This window comes from Mesorhizobium sp. M0152 (genome assembly GCF_040322415.1).
GTDB lineage: Bacteria > Pseudomonadota > Alphaproteobacteria > Rhizobiales > Rhizobiaceae > Mesorhizobium.
Genome location: NZ_JAMYTH010000028.1, coordinates 20,429 through 38,301 on the forward strand (window position 1 = coordinate 20,429; position 17,873 = coordinate 38,301).

General features: G+C 63.3%; 16 protein-coding genes and 1 tRNA gene. 1 reads left to right on the plus strand and 16 read right to left on the minus strand.

Going from position 1 to position 17,873, the window contains the following annotated elements; all coding sequences use genetic code 11:
* Nucleotides 1-149 precede the first annotated feature (149 nt).
* Nucleotides 150-234 (minus strand) — tRNA-Leu (locus NKJ26_RS23965).
* Nucleotides 235-416: 182 nt separating this feature from the next.
* Between NKJ26_RS23965 and lipB the strand changes: the two genes are divergently transcribed.
* Entirely contained in the window at nt 417-1,160 is a 744-nt protein-coding gene (gene lipB, locus NKJ26_RS23970) for a lipoyl(octanoyl) transferase LipB (protein ID WP_352697556.1), read from the plus strand.
* A gap of 21 nt (nt 1,161-1,181) precedes the next feature.
* Here the strand turns inward: lipB and NKJ26_RS23975 are convergent, their stop codons facing one another.
* The 15 genes from NKJ26_RS23975 to nuoH form a co-directional block, all read right to left on the minus strand.
* Nucleotides 1,182-2,432, minus strand: a complete 1,251-nt coding sequence (locus NKJ26_RS23975) for a site-2 protease family protein (protein WP_352597900.1) — start codon at nt 2,430-2,432, stop codon at nt 1,182-1,184.
* A 373-nt stretch (nt 2,433-2,805) separates the two neighbouring features.
* Nucleotides 2,806-3,498, minus strand: a complete 693-nt coding sequence (locus NKJ26_RS23980; RefSeq protein WP_352697558.1) for an ABC transporter ATP-binding protein — start codon at nt 3,496-3,498, stop codon at nt 2,806-2,808.
* Nucleotides 3,495-4,781 (minus strand): lipoprotein-releasing ABC transporter permease subunit, encoded by a 1,287-nt coding sequence (locus NKJ26_RS23985; RefSeq protein ID WP_352597898.1) that lies wholly within the window; start codon nt 4,779-4,781, stop codon nt 3,495-3,497. Before NKJ26_RS23985 ends, NKJ26_RS23980 begins: the two co-directional genes overlap by 4 nt.
* The gene (gene proS, locus NKJ26_RS23990) at nt 4,778-6,106 is read right to left on the minus strand and encodes a proline--tRNA ligase (protein WP_352697560.1); all 1,329 of its coding nucleotides are present in this window, start codon (nt 6,104-6,106) and stop codon (nt 4,778-4,780) included. Before proS ends, NKJ26_RS23985 begins: the two co-directional genes overlap by 4 nt.
* Before the next feature lie 664 nt (nt 6,107-6,770).
* Nucleotides 6,771-7,055, minus strand: a complete 285-nt coding sequence (locus NKJ26_RS23995) for a DUF1467 family protein (protein WP_352597896.1) — start codon at nt 7,053-7,055, stop codon at nt 6,771-6,773.
* A complete protein-coding gene (mce, locus tag NKJ26_RS24000; protein ID WP_352697562.1) occupies nt 7,052-7,456 on the minus strand; it encodes a methylmalonyl-CoA epimerase in 405 nt (134 codons plus the stop codon). The genes NKJ26_RS23995 and mce overlap by 4 nt, the downstream gene beginning before the upstream one ends.
* A 138-nt stretch (nt 7,457-7,594) precedes the next feature.
* A complete protein-coding gene (locus NKJ26_RS24005; RefSeq protein ID WP_352697564.1) occupies nt 7,595-9,265 on the minus strand; it encodes a ribonuclease J in 1,671 nt (556 codons plus the stop codon).
* Nucleotides 9,266-9,401: 136 nt separating this feature from the next.
* Nucleotides 9,402-10,223 carry a biotin--[acetyl-CoA-carboxylase] ligase gene (locus tag NKJ26_RS24010; protein ID WP_352697566.1) on the minus strand — a complete coding sequence of 274 codons (822 nt, stop codon included), beginning with the start codon at nt 10,221-10,223 and terminating at the stop codon, nt 9,402-9,404.
* 4 nt (nt 10,224-10,227) lie between these two features.
* The gene (gene nuoN / locus NKJ26_RS24015) at nt 10,228-11,664 is read right to left on the minus strand and encodes an NADH-quinone oxidoreductase subunit NuoN (protein ID WP_352697568.1); all 1,437 of its coding nucleotides are present in this window, start codon (nt 11,662-11,664) and stop codon (nt 10,228-10,230) included.
* A 20-nt stretch (nt 11,665-11,684) separates the two neighbouring features.
* Nucleotides 11,685-13,190 carry an NADH-quinone oxidoreductase subunit M gene (locus tag NKJ26_RS24020; RefSeq protein ID WP_352597891.1) on the minus strand — a complete coding sequence of 502 codons (1,506 nt, stop codon included), beginning with the start codon at nt 13,188-13,190 and terminating at the stop codon, nt 11,685-11,687.
* Nucleotides 13,190-15,163, minus strand: a complete 1,974-nt coding sequence (gene nuoL, locus NKJ26_RS24025; protein WP_352697570.1) for an NADH-quinone oxidoreductase subunit L — start codon at nt 15,161-15,163, stop codon at nt 13,190-13,192. The genes NKJ26_RS24020 and nuoL overlap by 1 nt, the downstream gene beginning before the upstream one ends.
* 10 nt (nt 15,164-15,173) lie before the next feature.
* Complete coding sequence (nuoK, locus tag NKJ26_RS24030; protein ID WP_027025980.1) at nt 15,174-15,482, minus strand: NADH-quinone oxidoreductase subunit NuoK; 309 nt, start codon at nt 15,480-15,482, stop codon at nt 15,174-15,176.
* A 1-nt stretch (nt 15,483) separates the two neighbouring features.
* On the minus strand, nt 15,484-16,104 hold the full coding sequence (locus tag NKJ26_RS24035) for an NADH-quinone oxidoreductase subunit J (RefSeq protein WP_027025979.1): 621 nt from the start codon (nt 16,102-16,104) through the stop codon (nt 15,484-15,486).
* 232 nt (nt 16,105-16,336) lie between these two features.
* Nucleotides 16,337-16,828 carry an NADH-quinone oxidoreductase subunit NuoI gene (nuoI, locus tag NKJ26_RS24040; RefSeq protein WP_027025978.1) on the minus strand — a complete coding sequence of 164 codons (492 nt, stop codon included), beginning with the start codon at nt 16,826-16,828 and terminating at the stop codon, nt 16,337-16,339.
* On the minus strand, nt 16,828-17,871 hold the full coding sequence (nuoH, locus tag NKJ26_RS24045) for an NADH-quinone oxidoreductase subunit NuoH (protein WP_352697573.1): 1,044 nt from the start codon (nt 17,869-17,871) through the stop codon (nt 16,828-16,830). Before nuoH ends, nuoI begins: the two co-directional genes overlap by 1 nt.
* Between the last annotated feature and the right edge of the window lie 2 nt (nt 17,872-17,873).

Consider the following 17,873-nt stretch of genomic DNA (forward strand, 5'->3'; position numbering starts at 1 on the left):
GTCTAGACCATGATCCCCGAAAGTGGAAACCGGTTTTGGAAAAATCCAATGCTCAGAAAGGAAACTGGCGTAACGTGCGGGAATATCAAACGAAATGCGCCCTGCCCCGAGGGCAGAGGCTGGCACGAATCAGGTTCTGGGAGAGAAAATGGTGCGGTCGAGAAGACTCGAACTTCCACGGGTTGCCCCACAGCGACCTCAACGCTGCGCGTCTACCAATTCCGCCACGACCGCACGTGGTAGGAGCCGGAACCGACCGGCTCGCGGCGTGTAGCAAATCGTTTCCGGCGAAACAAGTGCGCGCGCAGCAATAATATCCGGTGTCCGGCATAACGTTGCAAAGGATTGGAATATAGGGCCGGAACTGGACGTTTGCGCCGCTTGACGCCATATGGAAAGCAACAAAGAGATACGCCATGCCAGAACGCAGCCAGATTGCCACGTCGTTCCTGCCCTTGCCCGGTTCGGCGCCGGTCGAGTGGCGCATCGAGCCCGGCCTGACTGCCTATCCCGACGCGCTCGCCGTCATGGAGGCACGCGCCGAGGCGATCCGAAGCGGCGCCGCCGGCGAAATGGTCTGGCTGGTCGAACATCCGCCGCTCTACACGGCGGGCACAAGCGCCCGCGTCGAGGATCTGATCGACGCCGGCCGCTTCCCGGTCTTCGCGGCCGGACGCGGCGGCGAATACACCTATCATGGGCCGGGCCAGCGGGTCGCCTATGTCATGCTCGACCTGAAGCGGCGTCGCGAGGATGTGCGCGCCTTCGTTGCCGCGCTCGAACAGTGGATCATCGGCACGCTCGCCGCGTTCAACGTGCGCGGCGAGCGCCGCGAGGACCGCGTCGGCGTCTGGGTGGTGCGGCCCGATCGCCCTGCCCTGCCGGACGGCTCGCCGGCCGAGGACAAGATCGCCGCCATCGGCATCAGGCTCAGGCGCTGGGTGAGCTTTCACGGCATCGCCATCAATGTCGAACCCGATCTCGACCATTTCGGTGGCATCGTGCCCTGCGGCGTGCAGGACCACGGTGTCACCAGCCTTGTCGATCTCGGCCTTCCCGTAACCATGGCCGATCTTGATCTTTCCCTGAAATCCGCCTTCGAGGACGTGTTCGGTCCCGCCACGGCCTTGCCTGTCGAAGCAGCCCGCAAGGCCGGTTGAACGTCCCGCCCGAAGCCCGGTTCAGATCAGTTGCGCGGACGCCCACAGAACGCCGCAGCCATGGATGATGAACACCGCCAGCAAGCCACCGGCGATGGCAAAACGGTCGGCCGTGCGGATCGGCTCCAGCTCGTGGCGCGGCTTTACCCCGCTGCCCATGGTAAGCAGGCTGAGGATCGAAAAGATCGCCCCCGCCGCCAGCAGAAACCCGGAGGAGAAACCGGCCTGCAGGCCAAGTGCCAGGAAGGCCGAGAGCAGGAAGAACGAGGCCAGCGCCAGCGCGACAGGTCCCGGGCAGATCTGGCGCAGCACCTGGCCGCCGTCGAATTTCCATACCGGCACCAGATTGGCGATGTTGAATAGGGCCACGCAACCCGCCAGCGCCGCCAGCAGCGCTGAGACGACCTTGTGTCCCTCCGCGCCTGCAAGCACACTGGCGGCGATGACGATGGGCACCAGGAAGGCGGAAAAGCCAGCGCCCATCAGCGCCACGAAAGCCACTTCGAAACGGCTGTTGTAGGGCCGGCCGCCAATGGCGATGCCGCCGAGCAGCGGAATGAAGATCATGCGCGCCTTGCGGTGGCCCATCAGCCGGAATGCCGCCATGTGGCCAAGCTCATGCAGGGCCACCGCCGACGTCAGGATCGCGGAAAGCGCCAACCCACTGAGGTGAAGGCCGAAGAACGGCCACAGGATCAATGCAGACAATACCGCGAAGCCGAGCTGGCTCAGCGGATGCTCGAACCAGCCGCCCTTGCGGTACTGCCCCGTTCTCGCCCAATGCTGCAGCTTGCCAAGTTCGCGGCGCATGGCGAAGTAACGGAACACCAGGAAAGCGATGCCGCGGTAGCGATCTGTCCGGCCGAGCATCACCCGCGTACCGCTGCCTTCAGGAACCAGTTCGACGGTTTCGCGATAGTCCGCCCAGAACGAGGCGTCGAGCGCGGTATCCTCGATGACACGCATCGAGAAGCGGCTGCCCTCGACGACGTCCTCAAGCCGCGACGTGCGCTCGATCGGCTTGCCGTCGCGGCCTTCCCAGGACAGCAGGATGCGGGCCATTCCCTCCCCATCCAGCGCTTCGGCCGAAAGGATCTCGCCGGACCAGCCGGCGTCGCTCCCGAGCGGCCACAGTGCCTGCCAGAGGCGCTGCCGGTCCATTGCCACCACGCGGCTGAGCCTGACCGTGCGCAAACCAAGCGGCACGCTCATCAAGAGAAAGATCAGCCCGAGATTGCTGGCCACGAGGATGGCGGTGAGGATGGGCGACATCTGGACGTTGCTCTATGCCTTCAGGGGTACCCTAAGGCCGCGATGGCAAGAAAGGCTTAACGGGGAAGCGGGCTTTGCCCCCCGGGAAGCGCAGCGGCGAAGCCGCCAAATCACATGGCTCCGATCCAGATGGCCATGGAAATGAGAAAGGTGCTCATGCAGACAAGCGAGACGACATCCTGAACCAGATCGGTCATAACTCTCTCCTGTTGTTTGTATGTTCGTATTTTGTTCTATTTTTGTGCTAATGTCAATGGCCAAATTCCGGCCGCGGCCGGAATCCTCGGGCGATCAGATCGGCAGGGTTAAGGAAGGGTTGATGGCCGGCGCGACGAATGTCGGGGCAGCCCGCCAGACATATCTGGACTGGAGGTCAGCCCGAACCGAGCGGCACCACCTTGCCGTCGGCAAGCGTTATGCGCCGGTCCATGCGCGATGCCAGCTGGTGATTATGGGTGGCGATCAGCGCCGCGAGGCCCGATTGCCGCACCAGCGCCTCCAGCGCCTCGAACACGTAGGAGGCGGTGACCGGGTCGAGATTGCCGGTCGGCTCGTCGGCCAGCAGCACCAGCGGTGCGTTGGCGACCGCACGGGCGATTGCCACCCGCTGCTGTTCGCCGCCGGAAAGTTCCGACGGCCGGTGCGAGGCGCGCTTGCCGATCTGCATGTAGTCGAGCAGTTGGGCCGCGCGTTCGGCCGCCTCCTTGCGCGGCAGCCCCTTGATGAGCTGCGGCATCATGATGTTTTCCAGCGCCGTAAACTCGGGCAGCAGGTGATGGAACTGGTAGACGAAACCGACGTCGTTGCGGCGGATCGAGGTGCGCTCGTCGTCGGAGAGCCGCCCGCAGGCGCGGCCCGACAGGATCACGTCGCCGGCGTCGGGGCGTTCCAGCAGGCCGGCCGTGTGCAGCAGCGTCGACTTGCCGGTGCCGGACGGCGCAACCAGCGCCACCATCTCGCCGCGCTTCAGCGAGAAATCGGCGCCGTTGAGAATGGTGAGCTTGCGCGGCCCCTGCACATAGTGCCGCTCGACGCTCTTCAGCTCGATAATGGCCTCGGCCATCACTCGTACCTCAAGGCTTCGACAGGATCGAGGCGGGCCGCCCGCCATGCCGGAAACACCGTTGCCAGGAAGGACAGGCCGAGCGCCATGATGACGACATAGGTGGTTTCGCGCGGATCCATCTTCGCCGGCAGCTGGCTGAGGAAATAAAGCTCGGGATTGAACAGCACCTTGCCGGTCATCCAGGAGAAGAACTCGCGGATCGATTCGATGTTGAGGCAGATGACGATGCCGAGCAGGACGCCGGCGATGGTGCCGGTGACGCCGATCGCGGCCCCCGTCATCAGGAAGATACGCAGGATGGCGCCGCGCGTGGCGCCCATGGTGCGCAGGATGGCGATGTCGTGCCCCTTGTCCTTCACCAGCATGACCAGGCCGGAAATGATGTTCAGCGCCGCCACCAGCACGATCAGCGTCAGGATCATGAACATGACGTTGCGCTCGACCTGAAGGGCGGAAAAGAAGGTCTCGTTGCGCTGTCGCCAGTCGACCAAGTCGATGGGCCGCTGCGCCGCCTCCTCCACCTTCGGTTTCAGCGCGTCGACATCGTCGGGATTGTCGACATAAATCTCGATCGTCTGCGCCCTTCCGTCCATGTTGAAATAAAGCTGCGCCTCCGAGAACGGCATGTAGACGATGGAACTGTCATATTCCGACATGCCGACTTCGAAGATCGCCGCGATCTTGTAGCCCTTCATGCGCGGCGTGGTGCCGAGCGGCGTCACGTCGCCGTCGGGCGAGATCAAGGTGATGGTGTCGCCAAGCGCCAGGCCGAGATTCTCGGCCATGCGCTTGCCGATGGCAACGCCCTCGCCGGTATCGAAATCGGCGATCGTGCCTTGCTTGATGTTGCTGGCCACGATGGCGATCTTGCCGAGGTCCTCGCCGCGTATGCCGCGCACCAGCGCACCGCTGCCGCCGCCGACATTGCCTTGCGCCAGCACCTGGCCATCGATCAGCGGCAGGGCGTATTTGACGCCGGGCACGCCGTTGATGCGGCCGGCGACCTGGGCGTAATCCTCGAGCGGCGAATCGAGCGGCTGCACGATCAGATGGCCGTTGACGCCAAGGATGCGCGTCAAAAGCTCGGCGCGGAATCCGTTCATCACCGCCATGACCACAATCAGCGTCGCGACCCCCAGCATGATGCCGAGGAACGAGATCGAGGCGATCACCGAGATCACCGTCTCCTTGCGCCGCGAGCGCAGGTAGCGCCACGCAACCGTGCGCTCGAAGATGGAAAAGGGTCCGGCGCCCGCCGATCTTGCCGCCACCGCCTCGTTCATGCCGCGGTACCAAAGCGCTTTTTCGCGTCCGCGAGCGGCAGCGTCTCGCGCTCGCCGGTCCTGCGATTCTTGATCTCGATCTCACCGGCGGCCACGCCGCGCGGCCCGACGATCACTTGCCAGGGCAGGCCGATCAGGTCGGCGGTGGCGAACTTGCCGCCCGGGCGCTGGTCGGTGTCGTCGTAGAGCACATCCTTGCCGGCTGCCGCGAAGGCGGCCTGGAGTTCGTCGCAGACGCGGTCGCAGTCGGCGTCGCCCACCTTCATGTTGATGAGCCCGATGTCGAACGGCGCCACGGCGTCCGGCCAGATGATGCCGTTTTCGTCATGGCTGGCTTCGATGATCGCCGCGACCAGCCTGGACGGTCCGATGCCGTAGGAGCCGCCGGAGGCGAAATGATCCTTGCCGTCGGGCCCGGTTACCTTGGCGCCCATCGGCTTGGAATATTTGTCGCCGAAATGGAAGATGTGGCCGACCTCGATGCCGCGCGCCGAGACCTTGTCGCTTTCGCCGATCGTTGCCCAGGCCGCCTCGTCATGCATCTCGTCGGTGGCGGCGTAGGGCGTCGTCCACGTCTTGACGATGCCGGCGATCTCGGCGTCGTTGGCGAAGTCGGTGCTGGCGCCGGGCACGTCGAGCGAGAGATAGTCGCGATGGCAGAAAACCTGGCTCTCGCCGGTATCGGCCAGGATGATGAATTCGTGGCTGAGATCGCCGCCGATCGGCCCGGTATCGGCCCGCATCGGGATCGCTTGCAGGCCCATGCGCGTAAACGTCCTGAGGTAGGAGACGAACATCCTGTTATAGGCCGCCCTGGCGCCCTCGAAGTCGAGATCGAAGGAATAGGCATCCTTCATCAGGAATTCGCGCGAACGCATGACGCCGAAGCGCGGCCGCACCTCGTCGCGGAACTTCCACTGGATGTGGTAGAGGTTGAGCGGCAAATCCTTGTAGGACTTCGCATAGGCGCGGAAGATCTCGGTGACCATCTCCTCGTTGGTCGGCCCATAGAGCATGTCGCGGTCCTGGCGGTCCTTGATGCGCAGCATCTCCTTGCCATAGTCGTTGTAGCGGCCGCTTTCGCGCCACAGGTCGGCCGACTGGATGGTCGGCATCAGGATTTCCAGCGCGCCGGCGCGGTTCTGCTCCTCGCGGATGATCTGGCAGACCTTGTCCAGCACCCGCTTGCCGAGCGGCAGCCAGGAAAAGCTGCCTTGCCCCTGCTGGCGGATCATGCCCGCGCGCAGCATCAGCCGGTGCGAGACGATCTCGGCCTCGCGCGGATTCTCTTTGAGGATGGGCAGGAAATAACGCGACAAACGCATGGACTGGTCCGTGGGTGAGGATGGCCGCACCAGAATCGGCGCGACGCAGGCTTGCTTGCCCCGGCTTCATAGCCATTTCATGACCGAATGGGAACCCGGCCACGCCGTCACACTCGAGCCTCCGCGCCGGATTCCGTCGGCCTTCCGTCCCGCCTCGCCACAAGTCCGGTGCACCGAACTTCTTTCGGCCCTGGCCTCGATCTTTCTGCCCAGGCCCTTTTTCGTCGAGGCCGAAAAGGCCCGGTCATCTCTACTGGGCGTTTCGGAAGCAAAGCCTGCCGTACTATTGTGCAGTGCAGCACGAGAATGCCTGTTTCGAGGCAAAATTCTTCGTGACATTTTCATTCGCCTTAGGCTAGTGTGCCGCGATAACCGAGAGGGCGGAGAAAAATCTGCCCTCCTACGCGGTCAAAGTCTTGGGAGGATGCGATCTAGGCGCGGTTACTCGCTGCCGCCGGGAAACGGAAACAGATCGGACGCGTTTAATTGCAAGGCCTCGTGCCTTGCATTTTTTTTGTGCAATCATTCGGTTAGCGCCGCGAGTTGCAGGATTACATTACCCAGCGTCAGCGGCGGCTGGCCAGAAAGAGCAGCACCAGTCCGGACCGGGTCCGCTCTGCTCCGATGCACAAATCGCTCTATGAAAATGCCTTTGTCCGGCGGTTTACTTCGGCGGGGTCTGGCCGAAATCCGGCACGATGTGCGGGATGTCGTTAAGGCTGTATCCCAGCCCATGCGTCAGGCCGTAAAAAATGCCCATGAGGACCGCCGTGGCGATGGTTGTGCGGATCACGGCGCGCAGCATATGCGGCCCGCGCGGTGCGCTGGGAACGGTGCCAAGCGTCACGTCGTGATCGTCGTCCTGCGTCCTGACGCTGAAGGGCAGCACGGTAAACAGCACCACCCACCAGGTCGCGAAAAACAGGGCCGTGAACGAAACCCAGCTCATGATTGCTCCAGTTCGATCAGCGTGCCGAAGAAATCCTTGGGGTGCAGGAACAGCACAGGTTTGCCATGCGCGCCGGTCTTCGGTCTGCCGTCGCCCAGCACGCGGGCGCCGGCGGCCTTGAGCCGATCGCGCGCGGCCAGGATGTCGTCGACCTCATAGCAGAGATGATGCATGCCGCCCGACGGGTTTTTCTCCAGGAAGGCGGCAATCGGCGAACCCTCGCCCAAGGGCTCCAGCAGTTCGATCTTGGTGTTGCCGACATTGACGAACACCACGGTCACGCCATGCTCCGGCAGCGCCCGCGGTTCGCTCACCTCTGCGCCGAGCGTGCTGCGATAGGCAGCGATGGCCGCCGCCAGGTCCGGCACCGCAAGCGCGACATGGTTCAGGCGTCCGAGCATGGTTTTCCTTCAGGGCAGTAAGGCAATAGGGCAGTAGGGCAGTAGGGAAAAACAAGTCGAAAGGTGGGGAGCTCAACGCTGTTTGCTCTTTCCTACTCCCCTACTGCCCTATTCCCCTATTCCCCTATTCCCTGTTCGTCACCTCGTGACGAACACCGTCACCAGCGGTTTCTTGCCCCAGGCTTCGTTGGCGGCGCCGCGCACCGCGCGCCGGACCGCCTCTTGCACGAGGTCGAGGTCTTTTCGGCGCTGACGGGGGATCGAGTCCACGGCGCCGATTGCCGCATCGATCATCAGGTCCTCCAGCGTCTCGCCGCGGCTATCCGCCTCGGCGACGCCGATGGCGACCAGATCGGGGTCGCCGGCAAGCTCATACTTCTCGTCAAGCACGACGTTGACCGCGACATGACCGGCGAACGACAGCTTGCGCCGGTCGCGTATGCCCATGGCCTGGTCGGTGCCGATCAGATTGCCGTCCTTGTAGACACGGCCGAACGGCACCTGGTCGATGATGGTGGCTGGGCCGGGAGCGAGCCTCAGCATGTCGCCGTCGCGCACCTGCGCCACCTGGCCGATGCCGGAGGTCGACATCAGCGATCCCTGCGCCACCAGATGCGCCGCCTCGCCATGCACGGGAACGCCGATCTGCGGCCGCACCCATTCGTACATCTTGCGCAATTCGCTGCGCCGCGGATGCCCGGAGACATGCACCAGCGCATCACCGTCCTCGATGATCTTGATGCCGAGATCGATGAGGCGGTTCTTGATCTCGAGGATCGCCCTCTCATTGCCGGGAATAGTGCGCGAGGAGAACACCACCGTGTCGCCTGCCGTCAGCGACACAGATTTCATCTCGTCGCGCGACAGCTTGGCAAGGGCGGCCAGCGGCTCGCCCTGGCTGCCGGTGCAGATGATGACCAGGTTCTCGCGCGGGATGAAGCCGAAATCCTCCTCGGCGATGAACTCCGGCAGGCCATCCATGTAGCCGAGTTCGCCAGCGACATCGATAACGCGCTTCAGCGAGCGGCCGAGCACCAGGCACTGGCGGCCGGCATCCCGCGCCGCCCTGGCGATGGAAACGATGCGCCCGACATTGGAGGAGAAAGTGGTGACGGCGACGCGGCCCTTGGCGGCCTGGATGACGCCCTTGAGGCCCTCGCCGACCGCGACTTCCGAAGGCGACTCCCCTTCCCGCAGCGCGTTGGTCGAATCGCAGACCAGCGCCAGCACGCCCTTGTCGCCATAGGCCCGAAAACGCGCCTCGTCGGTTTTCGGGCCGATCGTCGGCTCCGGGTCGATCTTCCAGTCGCCGGTATGGATGACGGTGCCTGCCGGCGACGTAATCGCCAGCGACATCGGCTCGGGAATCGAATGCGCCACCGGAATGGCCTCGATCTCGAACGGGCCGACGGTGAATTTCTCGCCCGCTTTGTAGATCGTCACCGGGATTTTCGGCGCGCCCTGCTCGCCTTGGCGCTTCGCGTCCAGCAAGCCAGCGCTGAACGGCGTCATCCACACCGGCGCCTTCAGCTTCGGCCAGGTGTCGAGCAGCGCGCCGTAATGGTCCTCATGCGCATGGGTGATGATGATGCCGCGCAGATTGGCGAGGTTCTCCTCGATGAAGCGCGTATCGGGCAGGATCAGGTCGACGCCCGGATGCACAGCGTCGGGAAAGGTGACGCCGACATCAATGACGATCCACTCGCGCGCGCTGGGCGGGCCGTAGCCATAGAGGGCGAAGTTCATACCGATCTCGCCGACGCCGCCGAGCGGCACGAAGACGAGTTCGGCGTTGTCAGCTTTCGCCATGATTTTTTCCTTCCTGGCCCTCAGGCCAAGCCGTTAAAGCAATTCCAGGAAAAGCGTGTAACGGTTTTCCGTCCGGAATTGCGCAAAAACAATCAGTTGGAGCGGCTCCGTGTTTCAATCAAACACGCAACCACTTCTAGACCCGGGCAGACGCGACCGCGCCGAAATGCACGTCGCCGGCGGCGATCGTCAAAACCGAACCCTCATCGTCGCGAATCACGAAACGACAGTCCTCGTCAATGGTTTCAAACACCCCACGCACCACATTACCGTCAATTCTGACAGCAACCTCGCCGCCAAGGCCTGCCGCGCGTGCCAGCCAGCGCCGCCTGACGGCGGCAAGCCCGCGCCCTTCATCCCACCATCGGGCGTTCTCGCTCCAGGCATCCGATAGCGCCAGGAACAGCGTTTCGGCGTCGCAAGCGGCGCCCAATGCGTGAAGCGATGTCGCGGGATACGGTAAATCCTCGGGATATGCCACAACATTGACGCCGATACCGACCGCCACCGCGAAACGGCCGCCTTCGAGGACCGCCGATTCCAACAGGATGCCGGCGAGTTTGGCGCCGGAGGCAAGCACGTCGTTCGGCCATTTCAGTTCGAACCGGTTCTTGCCCTCACTGCCGCCGTCGAGGCCGATGGCGATCCGGCTCTTCGGCACCACGGCGTCGAGCGCATCGGCCAGCGCCAGACCGGCGACGAAACCGAGCGTCGCGGCCAGGCGAAGCTCGCCGCCGGTGAGGACGAGCAGCGTCGCCGCCAGATTGCCCTCGGGCGTCGCCCAGACGCGGCCGCGCCGCCCGCGCCCGCTCTCCTGTTTCTTGGAAACGACCCACAATTTGCCCGGGTCGCCTGCCCGGGCGTGGTCCAGCGCCAGCGCATTGGTCGAGCCGACGCTGTCATGAGCCTCGAGCCGGAACCCTTCCGACGCCGCGGTTGGAGCCAGCCGAAATGCCATGCCGTCAGAAGAATGTCTTGGCGGCGGCTTCGGCGTAAGTGCCGATCGGCCCGCCGATCAGCACATAGAACAGCACGAAAGCGCCTGAGACGCCGAGCACGAGGCGCAATTCGCTAGCCATCGGCACGAAGCCGCCGACCGGTTCGTCGAACCACATGATCTTGATGATGCGCAGGTAATAATAGGCGCCCACCACCGAGGCCAGCACGCCGATGATCGCCAGCGCATAGAGATTGGCGTTGATGGCGGCGAGGAACACGTACCACTTCCCCCAGAACCCGGCGAGCGGCGGAATGCCGGCCAGCGAGAACATCAGGATGGTCAGGATCGTCGCCATGATCGGGTTGGTCGAGGACAGGCCGGCCAGGTCGCTGATCTGCTCGACATTGCCTTCCTTGCGCCGCATGGCGAGGATGAAGGCGAAGGTGCCGAGCGTCATCACCAGATAGATCAGCATGTAGATGGCGACGCCGCGCACGCCGGCCTGGCTGTTGGCGGCAAGACCGACCAGAGCGTAGCCCATATGGCCGATCGAGGAATAGGCCATCAGCCGCTTGATGTTGGTCTGGCCGATTGCCGCGAACGCGCCGAGCGCCATCGAGGCGATCGAGATGAAGACGATGATCTGCTGCCAGTCGGCAGCGACCGGCTTGAACGCGCCCATGGTGACGCGCACGATCAGCGCCATCGCCGCCATCTTGGGGGCCGCCGCCAGGAAAGCGGTCACCGGCGTCGGCGCGCCCTCATAGACGTCGGGCGTCCACATGTGGAATGGCACCGCCGAGATTTTGAAGGCGAGGCCGGCCAGCACGAAGACGAGACCGAAGACCAAGCCAAGCTGGCGCTCGCCGCTGCCGAGCGCCGTCGCGATCTCCTGGAAGCCGGTATTGCCGGTATAGCCATAGACCAGGCTGATGCCGTAGAGCAGCATGCCCGACGACAGCGCGCCCAGGACGAAGTATTTCAGGCCGGCCTCGGTCGAACGCAGGTTCTCGCGGTTGATCGCGCACAGCACATAGATCGCCAGCGACTGCAATTCGAGGCCGAGATAGAGCCCGATCATGCCGTTGGCCGAGATCATCAGCATCATGCCGAGCGTGCACAACAGGATCAGCACCGGATATTCGAACTTGTCGAAACGCTCCGCCTTGGCAAAGCGCATCGACATGACCAGCGTCACCGCCGAGCCGACCAGCGACAGCAGCTTCATGAACCGGGCGAAGGAATCCTGGATGAAGGCGTTGCCGTAGGCGCTGCCCTGCCCGCTGGAGAAGATCAGCCAGGCGCCTGATATCACCAGCGCGGCGACGGCAAGGCCGGTCACCGTATTGGCGGTGTTGGCGCGCGAATAGGCGCCGACCATCAGCAGCGCGAGCGCGCCGATGGCAAGGATCAGCTCTGGCGTCGAGAGCGACAGGCTGGAGAGAAGGTCCGGCGTCATGGTTCGCAAAACCCCTCTGGTCAGTTCGCCGCCGCGGTCTGCGCGGCGCCGATCGATGCGGTGACATTGGTGACGAGCGACTTGACCGACTGGGCCGTCGCGTCGAAGACGGGTGCGGGGTAGACGCCGAAGAAGATGACCAGCACGACCAGCGGATAGATGATCGCCTTCTCGCGCGTCGACAGGTCGAGCAGGCCCTTGAGGCTGTCCTTGGTCAGCGCCCCGAAGATCACCCGGCGATAGAGCCACAGCGCGTAGGCGGCCGACAGGATGACGCCGGTGGCGGCGAAGAACGCCACCCAGGTGTTGACCCGGAACACGCCGAGCATGGTCAGGAATTCGCCGACGAAGCCGCTGGTGCCCGGCAGGCCGACATTGGCCATGGTAAAGATCAGGAACACGGTGGCGTATTTCGGCATGTTGTTGACCAGGCCGCCATAGGCGGCGATCTCACGCGTGTGCATGCGGTCGTAGATGACGCCGACGCACAGGAACAGCGCGCCCGAGACGAGGCCATGGCTGAGCATCTGGAAGATGGCGCCCTGCACGCCTTCCTGGTTCATGGCGAAGATGCCCATGGTCACGAAACCCATATGGGCGACCGACGAATAGGCGATCAGCTTCTTCATGTCCTCCTGCATCAGCGCCACCAGCGAGGTGTAGATGATGGCGACGACCGACAGCGCAAAGACCAGCGGCGCGAACATCTCTGACGCCAGCGGGAACATCGGCAAGGAGAACCGCAGGAAACCGTATCCGCCCATCTTCAACAGGATGGCGGCCAGGATCACCGAGCCGGCCGTCGGTGCCTCGACATGCGCGTCCGGCAGCCAGGTGTGCACCGGCCACATCGGCATCTTCACCGCGAAAGAGGCGAAGAAGGCGAGCCATAACCATGTCTGCATGTTGGCCGGGAAGTTGTGCGTCAAAAGCGTCGGAATATCGGTCGTGCCGGACTGGTAGAACATCGCCATGATGGCGAGCAGCATCAGCACCGAGCCGGCGAGCGTGTAGAGGAAGAACTTGAACGAGGCATAGACGCGCCGCTTGCCGCCCCAGACGCCGATGATGATGAACATCGGGATCAGGCCGGCCTCGAAGAAGACGTAGAACAGCACGATGTCGAGCGCGCAGAACACGCCGATCATCAGCGTTTCGAGCAGCAGGAAGGCGATCATGTAGGCCTTGACGCGCTTCTCGATCGCTTCCCACGACGCCAGGATGCAGAGCGGCATCAGGAACGTCGTCAGGATGACGAACAGCATCGAAATGCCGTCCACGCCCATATGGTAGGAAATGCCGGAGTCGAGCCAGGCGACCTTCTCGACGAACTGGAAGCCGGCCTCCGAATTGTCGAAACCGGTCCAGATGAACAGCGAGATGATGAACGTGAACGTCGTCGTCAGCAGCGCTATGGCACGGATGTTGCGGCGCGCGTTTTCGCTGTCGTCGTTGATGAACAGGATGAGCAGCACACCAACCAGCGGTAGGAAGGTGACCAGCGAAAGGATTGGCCAGGCGGTCATCAGAGCATCATCCAGGTGACGAATGCGGCAACGCCGATCAGCATGGCGAAGGCATAGTGATAGAGATAGCCGGTCTGCAGCTTGACGACGCGGTTGGTGACGTCGACGACGCGCGCCGAGATGCCGTCCGGCCCGAGGCCGTCGATGACGGTGCCGTCGCCGGTCTTCCACAGGAAATGGCCGAGGCGCTTGGCGGGCCGCACGAACAGGAAGTCGTAGAGCTCGTCGAAATACCACTTGTTGAGCAGGAAGGCGTAAAGCCCGCGGTGCTGTGCGGCCAGGTTTTTCGGCATCTCCGGCGCCCGGATATAGAACTGCCAGGCGATCGCAAAACCGATCAGCATGGCGACGAACGGCGCCAGCTCGACCCACAGCGGCAATTCGTGAATCTCGTGCAGGATGTGGTTGTCCGGCAACGTGAACAGCGAGGCTTTCCAGAATTCGGCGTAGCCTTCGCCGATGAAGGCGCCGTGGAAGATGATGCCGGCAAACAGCGCGCCCGCGGCCAGGATGAACAGCGGCACCAGCATCACCGGCGGCGATTCATGGACGTGGTGCATCACCTCGTGGCTCGCCCGCGGCTGGCCGTGGAAAGTCATGAAGATCAGCCGCCAGGAATAGAAGGAGGTGAAGCAGGCGGCGACGACCAGGAGCACGAAGGCAAGGGCGGCGACCGAGTTGTGGCTGGCAAAGGCGCTTTCGATAATGGCGTCCTTGGAGAAGAAGCCGGCGGTGCCGATGACCGTCACCGGAATGCCGACGCCGGTCAGCGCCAGCGTGCCGATCACCATCATCCAGTAGGTGGTCGGGATCAGTCTCCTGAGGCCGCCCATCCTGCGCATGTCCTGCTCGTCGGAAACGGCATGGATGACCGAGCCCGAGCCGAGGAACAGCAGCGCCTTGAAGAAGGCATGCGTGAACAGGTGGAAGATCGCGGCACCGTAGGCGCCGACGCCCAGCGCCACGAACATGTAGCCGAGCTGCGAGCAGGTCGAATAGGCGATGACGCGCTTGATGTCGTTCTGGACCAGGCCGACGGTCGCCGCGAAGAAGGCGGTGAAGGCGCCGATGAAGGTCACCACCGTCAGCGCCGAATGCGACAGCTCGAACAGCGGCGACAGCCGCGCCAGCATGAACACGCCGGCCGTCACCATGGTGGCGGCATGGATCAGCGCGGAGACCGGCGTCGGACCTTCCATGGCGTCAGGCAGCCAGGTATGCAGCGGCACCTGCGCCGACTTGCCCATGGCACCCATGAACAGGAGCAGGCAGACGACCGTCATTGCCGCCTGCTTGTCGAGCGCATAGCCGAGGAAGGTCAGCACCGCGCCACCTTGCGGGGCGCCTTCAGCCGGGATGAACGTCGCCGCATTGGCGAAGATGGTGCCGAGATTGACCGAGCCGAACAGCACGAACACGCCGAAGATGCCGAGCGCGAAACCGAAATCGCCGACGCGGTTGACGACGAACGCTTTGATGGCGGCGGCGTTGGCCGACGGCTTCTTGTACCAGAAGCCGATCAGCAGGTAGGAGGCGAGGCCCACCCCTTCCCAGCCGAAGAACATCTGCACCAGGTTGTCGGCCGTCACCAGCATCAGCATGGCGAAGGTGAACAGCGACAGATAGGCGAAGAAGCGCGGCCGGTTCGGGTCGTGGTGCATGTAGCCGATCGAATAGATGTGGACCAGCGCCGACACCGTGTTGACCACCACCAGCATCACCACCGTCAGCGTGTCGATGCGGAGCGCCCAGGATGCTTCGAGCCCGCCCGACTCGATCCAGCGCAGCACCGGCACGGTGAACACCTCGCCATGGCCGAAGCCGACGGTGAAGAAGGCGATCCACGACAGGACGGCCGCGATCACCAGGAAGCCCGAGGTGATGTATTCGGACGCCTTGGCGCCGAGCGACGTGCCGAACAGGCCGACGATCAGGAAGCCGAGCAGCGGAAGGAAGACGATGGCCTGATACATGGTGGTTCCGTCAACCCTTCATCATGTTCACGTCTTCGACCGCGATCGAGCCGCGGTTGCGGAAGAAGACGACGAGAATGGCAAGTCCGATGGCCGCCTCGGCCGCCGCGACCGTCAGCACGAACAGCGCGAACACCTGGCCGACCAGATCGCCGAGAGCCGCCGAAAAGGCGACGAAATTGATGTTGACCGCAAGCAGGATCAGCTCGATCGACATCAGGATGACGATGACGTTCTTGCGGTTCAGGAAGATGCCGAACACGCCGAGCGTGAACAGGATCGCCGATACGGTCAGATAATGTGCGATGCCGACGACCATCTCAGACTCCTTCGCCCGACTTGACCTTGCGGATTTCCATGCCGGTCGCCGCGGTACGGCCGACCTGGGCTGCGATCGACTGCCGCTTGACCCCTTCCTTGTGGCGCAACGTCAGCACGATGGCGCCGATCATGGCGACCAGCAGGATGAGGCCCGAAATCTGGAAGTAGTAGAGGTAGTCGGTATACAGGATGTCGCCGAGTGCGGCCGTATTTGTCCGCGCGGCGAGATCCGGGATGGGCTTCGACACGGTAGAGGCCAGCTGCGGCGCGAATGTATAGCCGCCCAGCACGACGATCAGCTCCGCCGCCAGGATCAGCCCGACCAGCGCGCCGATCGGAGCGTATTGCAGGGCGCCTTCCTTCATCTCGGCGAAATCGACGTCGAGCATCATCACGACGAAGAGGAACAGCACCATCACCGCGCCGACATAGACGACGAGCAGGATCATCGCCAGGAACTCGGCGCCGGTCAGCATGAACAGGCCGGCGGCGTTGAAGAAGGTCAGGATCAGGAACAGCACCGAATGGACGGGGTTGCGCGATGAAATAACCATGAACGCCGATGCCACCGCGACAAAGGCGAAGAGGTAGAAAAAAGCCGCCTCTAGTCCACTCAGCATTGGGGATCCCCCGGGTTCCTGTCCAAACAGGACAACCGTCCTGTTTGATTTTTGCCGCCGCCTCCGGCCGCAAGTTTCGTGTTCCTAGCCCATGTTTCGATCGGGTTGAAAGACCCGATCGAAAGAAACATGGACCACTGTGAATTCCGGAGCACGATCTTGTCCGAAAAGTCTGCAACTTTTCGCGATCATCCTCTGGACGAGGCCCCTCGCCTCGTCCATCCGTCAAATATCAGCGGTACGGCGCATCAAGCGAGATGTTGCGCGCCAGTTCGCGCTCCCACCGGTCGCCATTCGCCAACAGCCTGTCCTTGTCGTAATAGAGTTCCTCGCGCGTCTCCGTCGCGAATTCAAAATTCGGCCCCTCGACGATGGCGTCGACCGGGCAGGCTTCCTGGCAGAAGCCGCAATAGATGCACTTCACCATGTCGATGTCATAGCGCACCGTGCGGCGCGTGCCGTCATTGCGGCGCGGACCGGCCTCGATGGTGATGGCCTGCGCCGGGCAGATCGCCTCGCACAATTTGCAGGCGATGCAGCGTTCCTCGCCATTGGGATAACGGCGCAGCGCATGCTCGCCACGGAAGCGCGGGCTGATCGGCCCCTTCTCGTGCGGATAGTTGATCGTCTCCTTCGGCGCGAAGAACTGGCGCATCGACAGGAAGAAGGCGCTGACGAAATCCTGCAAAAGCAGCGATTTTGCGGCTTGGGACAGAGCGGACATCACGCAAACCCCGTGATCTTGAGGAAGGCCGCGGTGGCGACCACCATGAACAGCGAGATCGGCAGGAAGACCTTCCAGCCGAGCCGCATCAGCTGGTCGTAGCGGTAGCGCGGCACGAATGCCTTCACCATGGAGATCATGAAGAACACCACGCAGACCTTGAGTACGAACCAGATCAGCCCCGGCACCCAGGTGAAGGGCGCGAAGTTGAAGGGCGGCAGCCAGCCGCCGAGGAACAGGATGGTGGCCAGCGCGCACATCAGCACGATGGCGACATATTCGCCGAGAAAGAACAGCAGGAACGGCGTCGACGAATATTCGACCATGTGGCCGGCGACCAGTTCCGATTCGGCTTCCACCAGGTCGAAGGGCGGCCGGTTCGTCTCGGCCAGCGCCGAGATGAAGAAGATGACGAACATCGGGAACAGCGACAGCCAGTGCCAGTCGAGGAAGGTGTTGGGCAGGCCGAGCCTGGTGCCGAGCCCGTCCTGCTGCGAGAGCACGATGTCGGACAGGTTGAGCGAGCCGACGCAAAGCAGCACGGTGACGATGACGAAGCCGATCGAGACTTCGTAGGACACCATCTGCGCTGCCGAACGCAGCGCGCCGAGGAACGGATATTTCGAGTTGGATGCCCAGCCGCCCATGATCACGCCGTAGACCTCGAGCGAGGAGATGGCGAAGACATAGAGTATGCCGACATTGACGTTGGCGATCGCCCAGCCCTGATTGACCGGAATGACCGCCCAGGCCGAGATCGCCAGCACGGCGGAAACCAGCGGTGCAAGGAGAAAAACGCCCTTGTTGGCGCCGGACGGAATGACCGGTTCCTTGAAGACGAACTTCAACAGGTCGGCGAAGGCCTGCAGCGTGCCCCAGGGGCCGACCACGTTCGGACCGCGGCGCAGTTGCACCGCCGCCCAGATCTTGCGGTCGGCGTAGAGGATATAGGCGACGAAGACCAGGAGCACGACGATCAGCACGACCGACTTCAGCAGGATCAGCAGCGCCGGCAGCACGTAGAAGGAAAAGAAGGTGTCCATGC

Bases quoted from the DNA above. Each gene is read 5' to 3' on its own strand.
- nuoN (WP_352697568.1), bottom strand. From the start codon at position 11,664: ATGACGCCGGACCTTCTCTCCAGCCTGTCGCTCTCGACGCCAGAGCTG.
- NKJ26_RS24005 (WP_352697564.1), bottom strand. From the start codon at position 9,265: ATGGCGAAAGCTGACAACGCCGAACTCGTCTTCGTGCCGCTCGGCGGC.
- NKJ26_RS23975 (WP_352597900.1), bottom strand. From the start codon at position 2,432: ATGTCGCCCATCCTCACCGCCATCCTCGTGGCCAGCAATCTCGGGCTG.
- nuoL (WP_352697570.1), bottom strand. From the start codon at position 15,163: ATGTATCAGGCCATCGTCTTCCTTCCGCTGCTCGGCTTCCTGATCGTC.
- NKJ26_RS23995 (WP_352597896.1), bottom strand. From the start codon at position 7,055: ATGAGCTGGGTTTCGTTCACGGCCCTGTTTTTCGCGACCTGGTGGGTG.
- nuoK (WP_027025980.1), bottom strand. From the start codon at position 15,482: ATGGTCGTCGGCATCGCACATTATCTGACCGTATCGGCGATCCTGTTC.
- NKJ26_RS23985 (WP_352597898.1), bottom strand. From the start codon at position 4,781: ATGAACGAGGCGGTGGCGGCAAGATCGGCGGGCGCCGGACCCTTTTCC.
- proS (WP_352697560.1), bottom strand. From the start codon at position 6,106: ATGCGTTTGTCGCGTTATTTCCTGCCCATCCTCAAAGAGAATCCGCGC.
- nuoI (WP_027025978.1), bottom strand. From the start codon at position 16,828: ATGTCCGCTCTGTCCCAAGCCGCAAAATCGCTGCTTTTGCAGGATTTC.
- NKJ26_RS24020 (WP_352597891.1), bottom strand. From the start codon at position 13,190: ATGACCGCCTGGCCAATCCTTTCGCTGGTCACCTTCCTACCGCTGGTT.
- NKJ26_RS24010 (WP_352697566.1), bottom strand. From the start codon at position 10,223: ATGGCATTTCGGCTGGCTCCAACCGCGGCGTCGGAAGGGTTCCGGCTC.
- mce (WP_352697562.1), bottom strand. From the start codon at position 7,456: ATGCTCGGACGCCTGAACCATGTCGCGCTTGCGGTGCCGGACCTGGCG.
- NKJ26_RS24035 (WP_027025979.1), bottom strand. From the start codon at position 16,104: ATGCTGAGTGGACTAGAGGCGGCTTTTTTCTACCTCTTCGCCTTTGTC.
- lipB (WP_352697556.1), top strand. From the start codon at position 417: ATGCCAGAACGCAGCCAGATTGCCACGTCGTTCCTGCCCTTGCCCGGT.
- nuoH (WP_352697573.1), bottom strand. From the start codon at position 17,871: ATGGACACCTTCTTTTCCTTCTACGTGCTGCCGGCGCTGCTGATCCTG.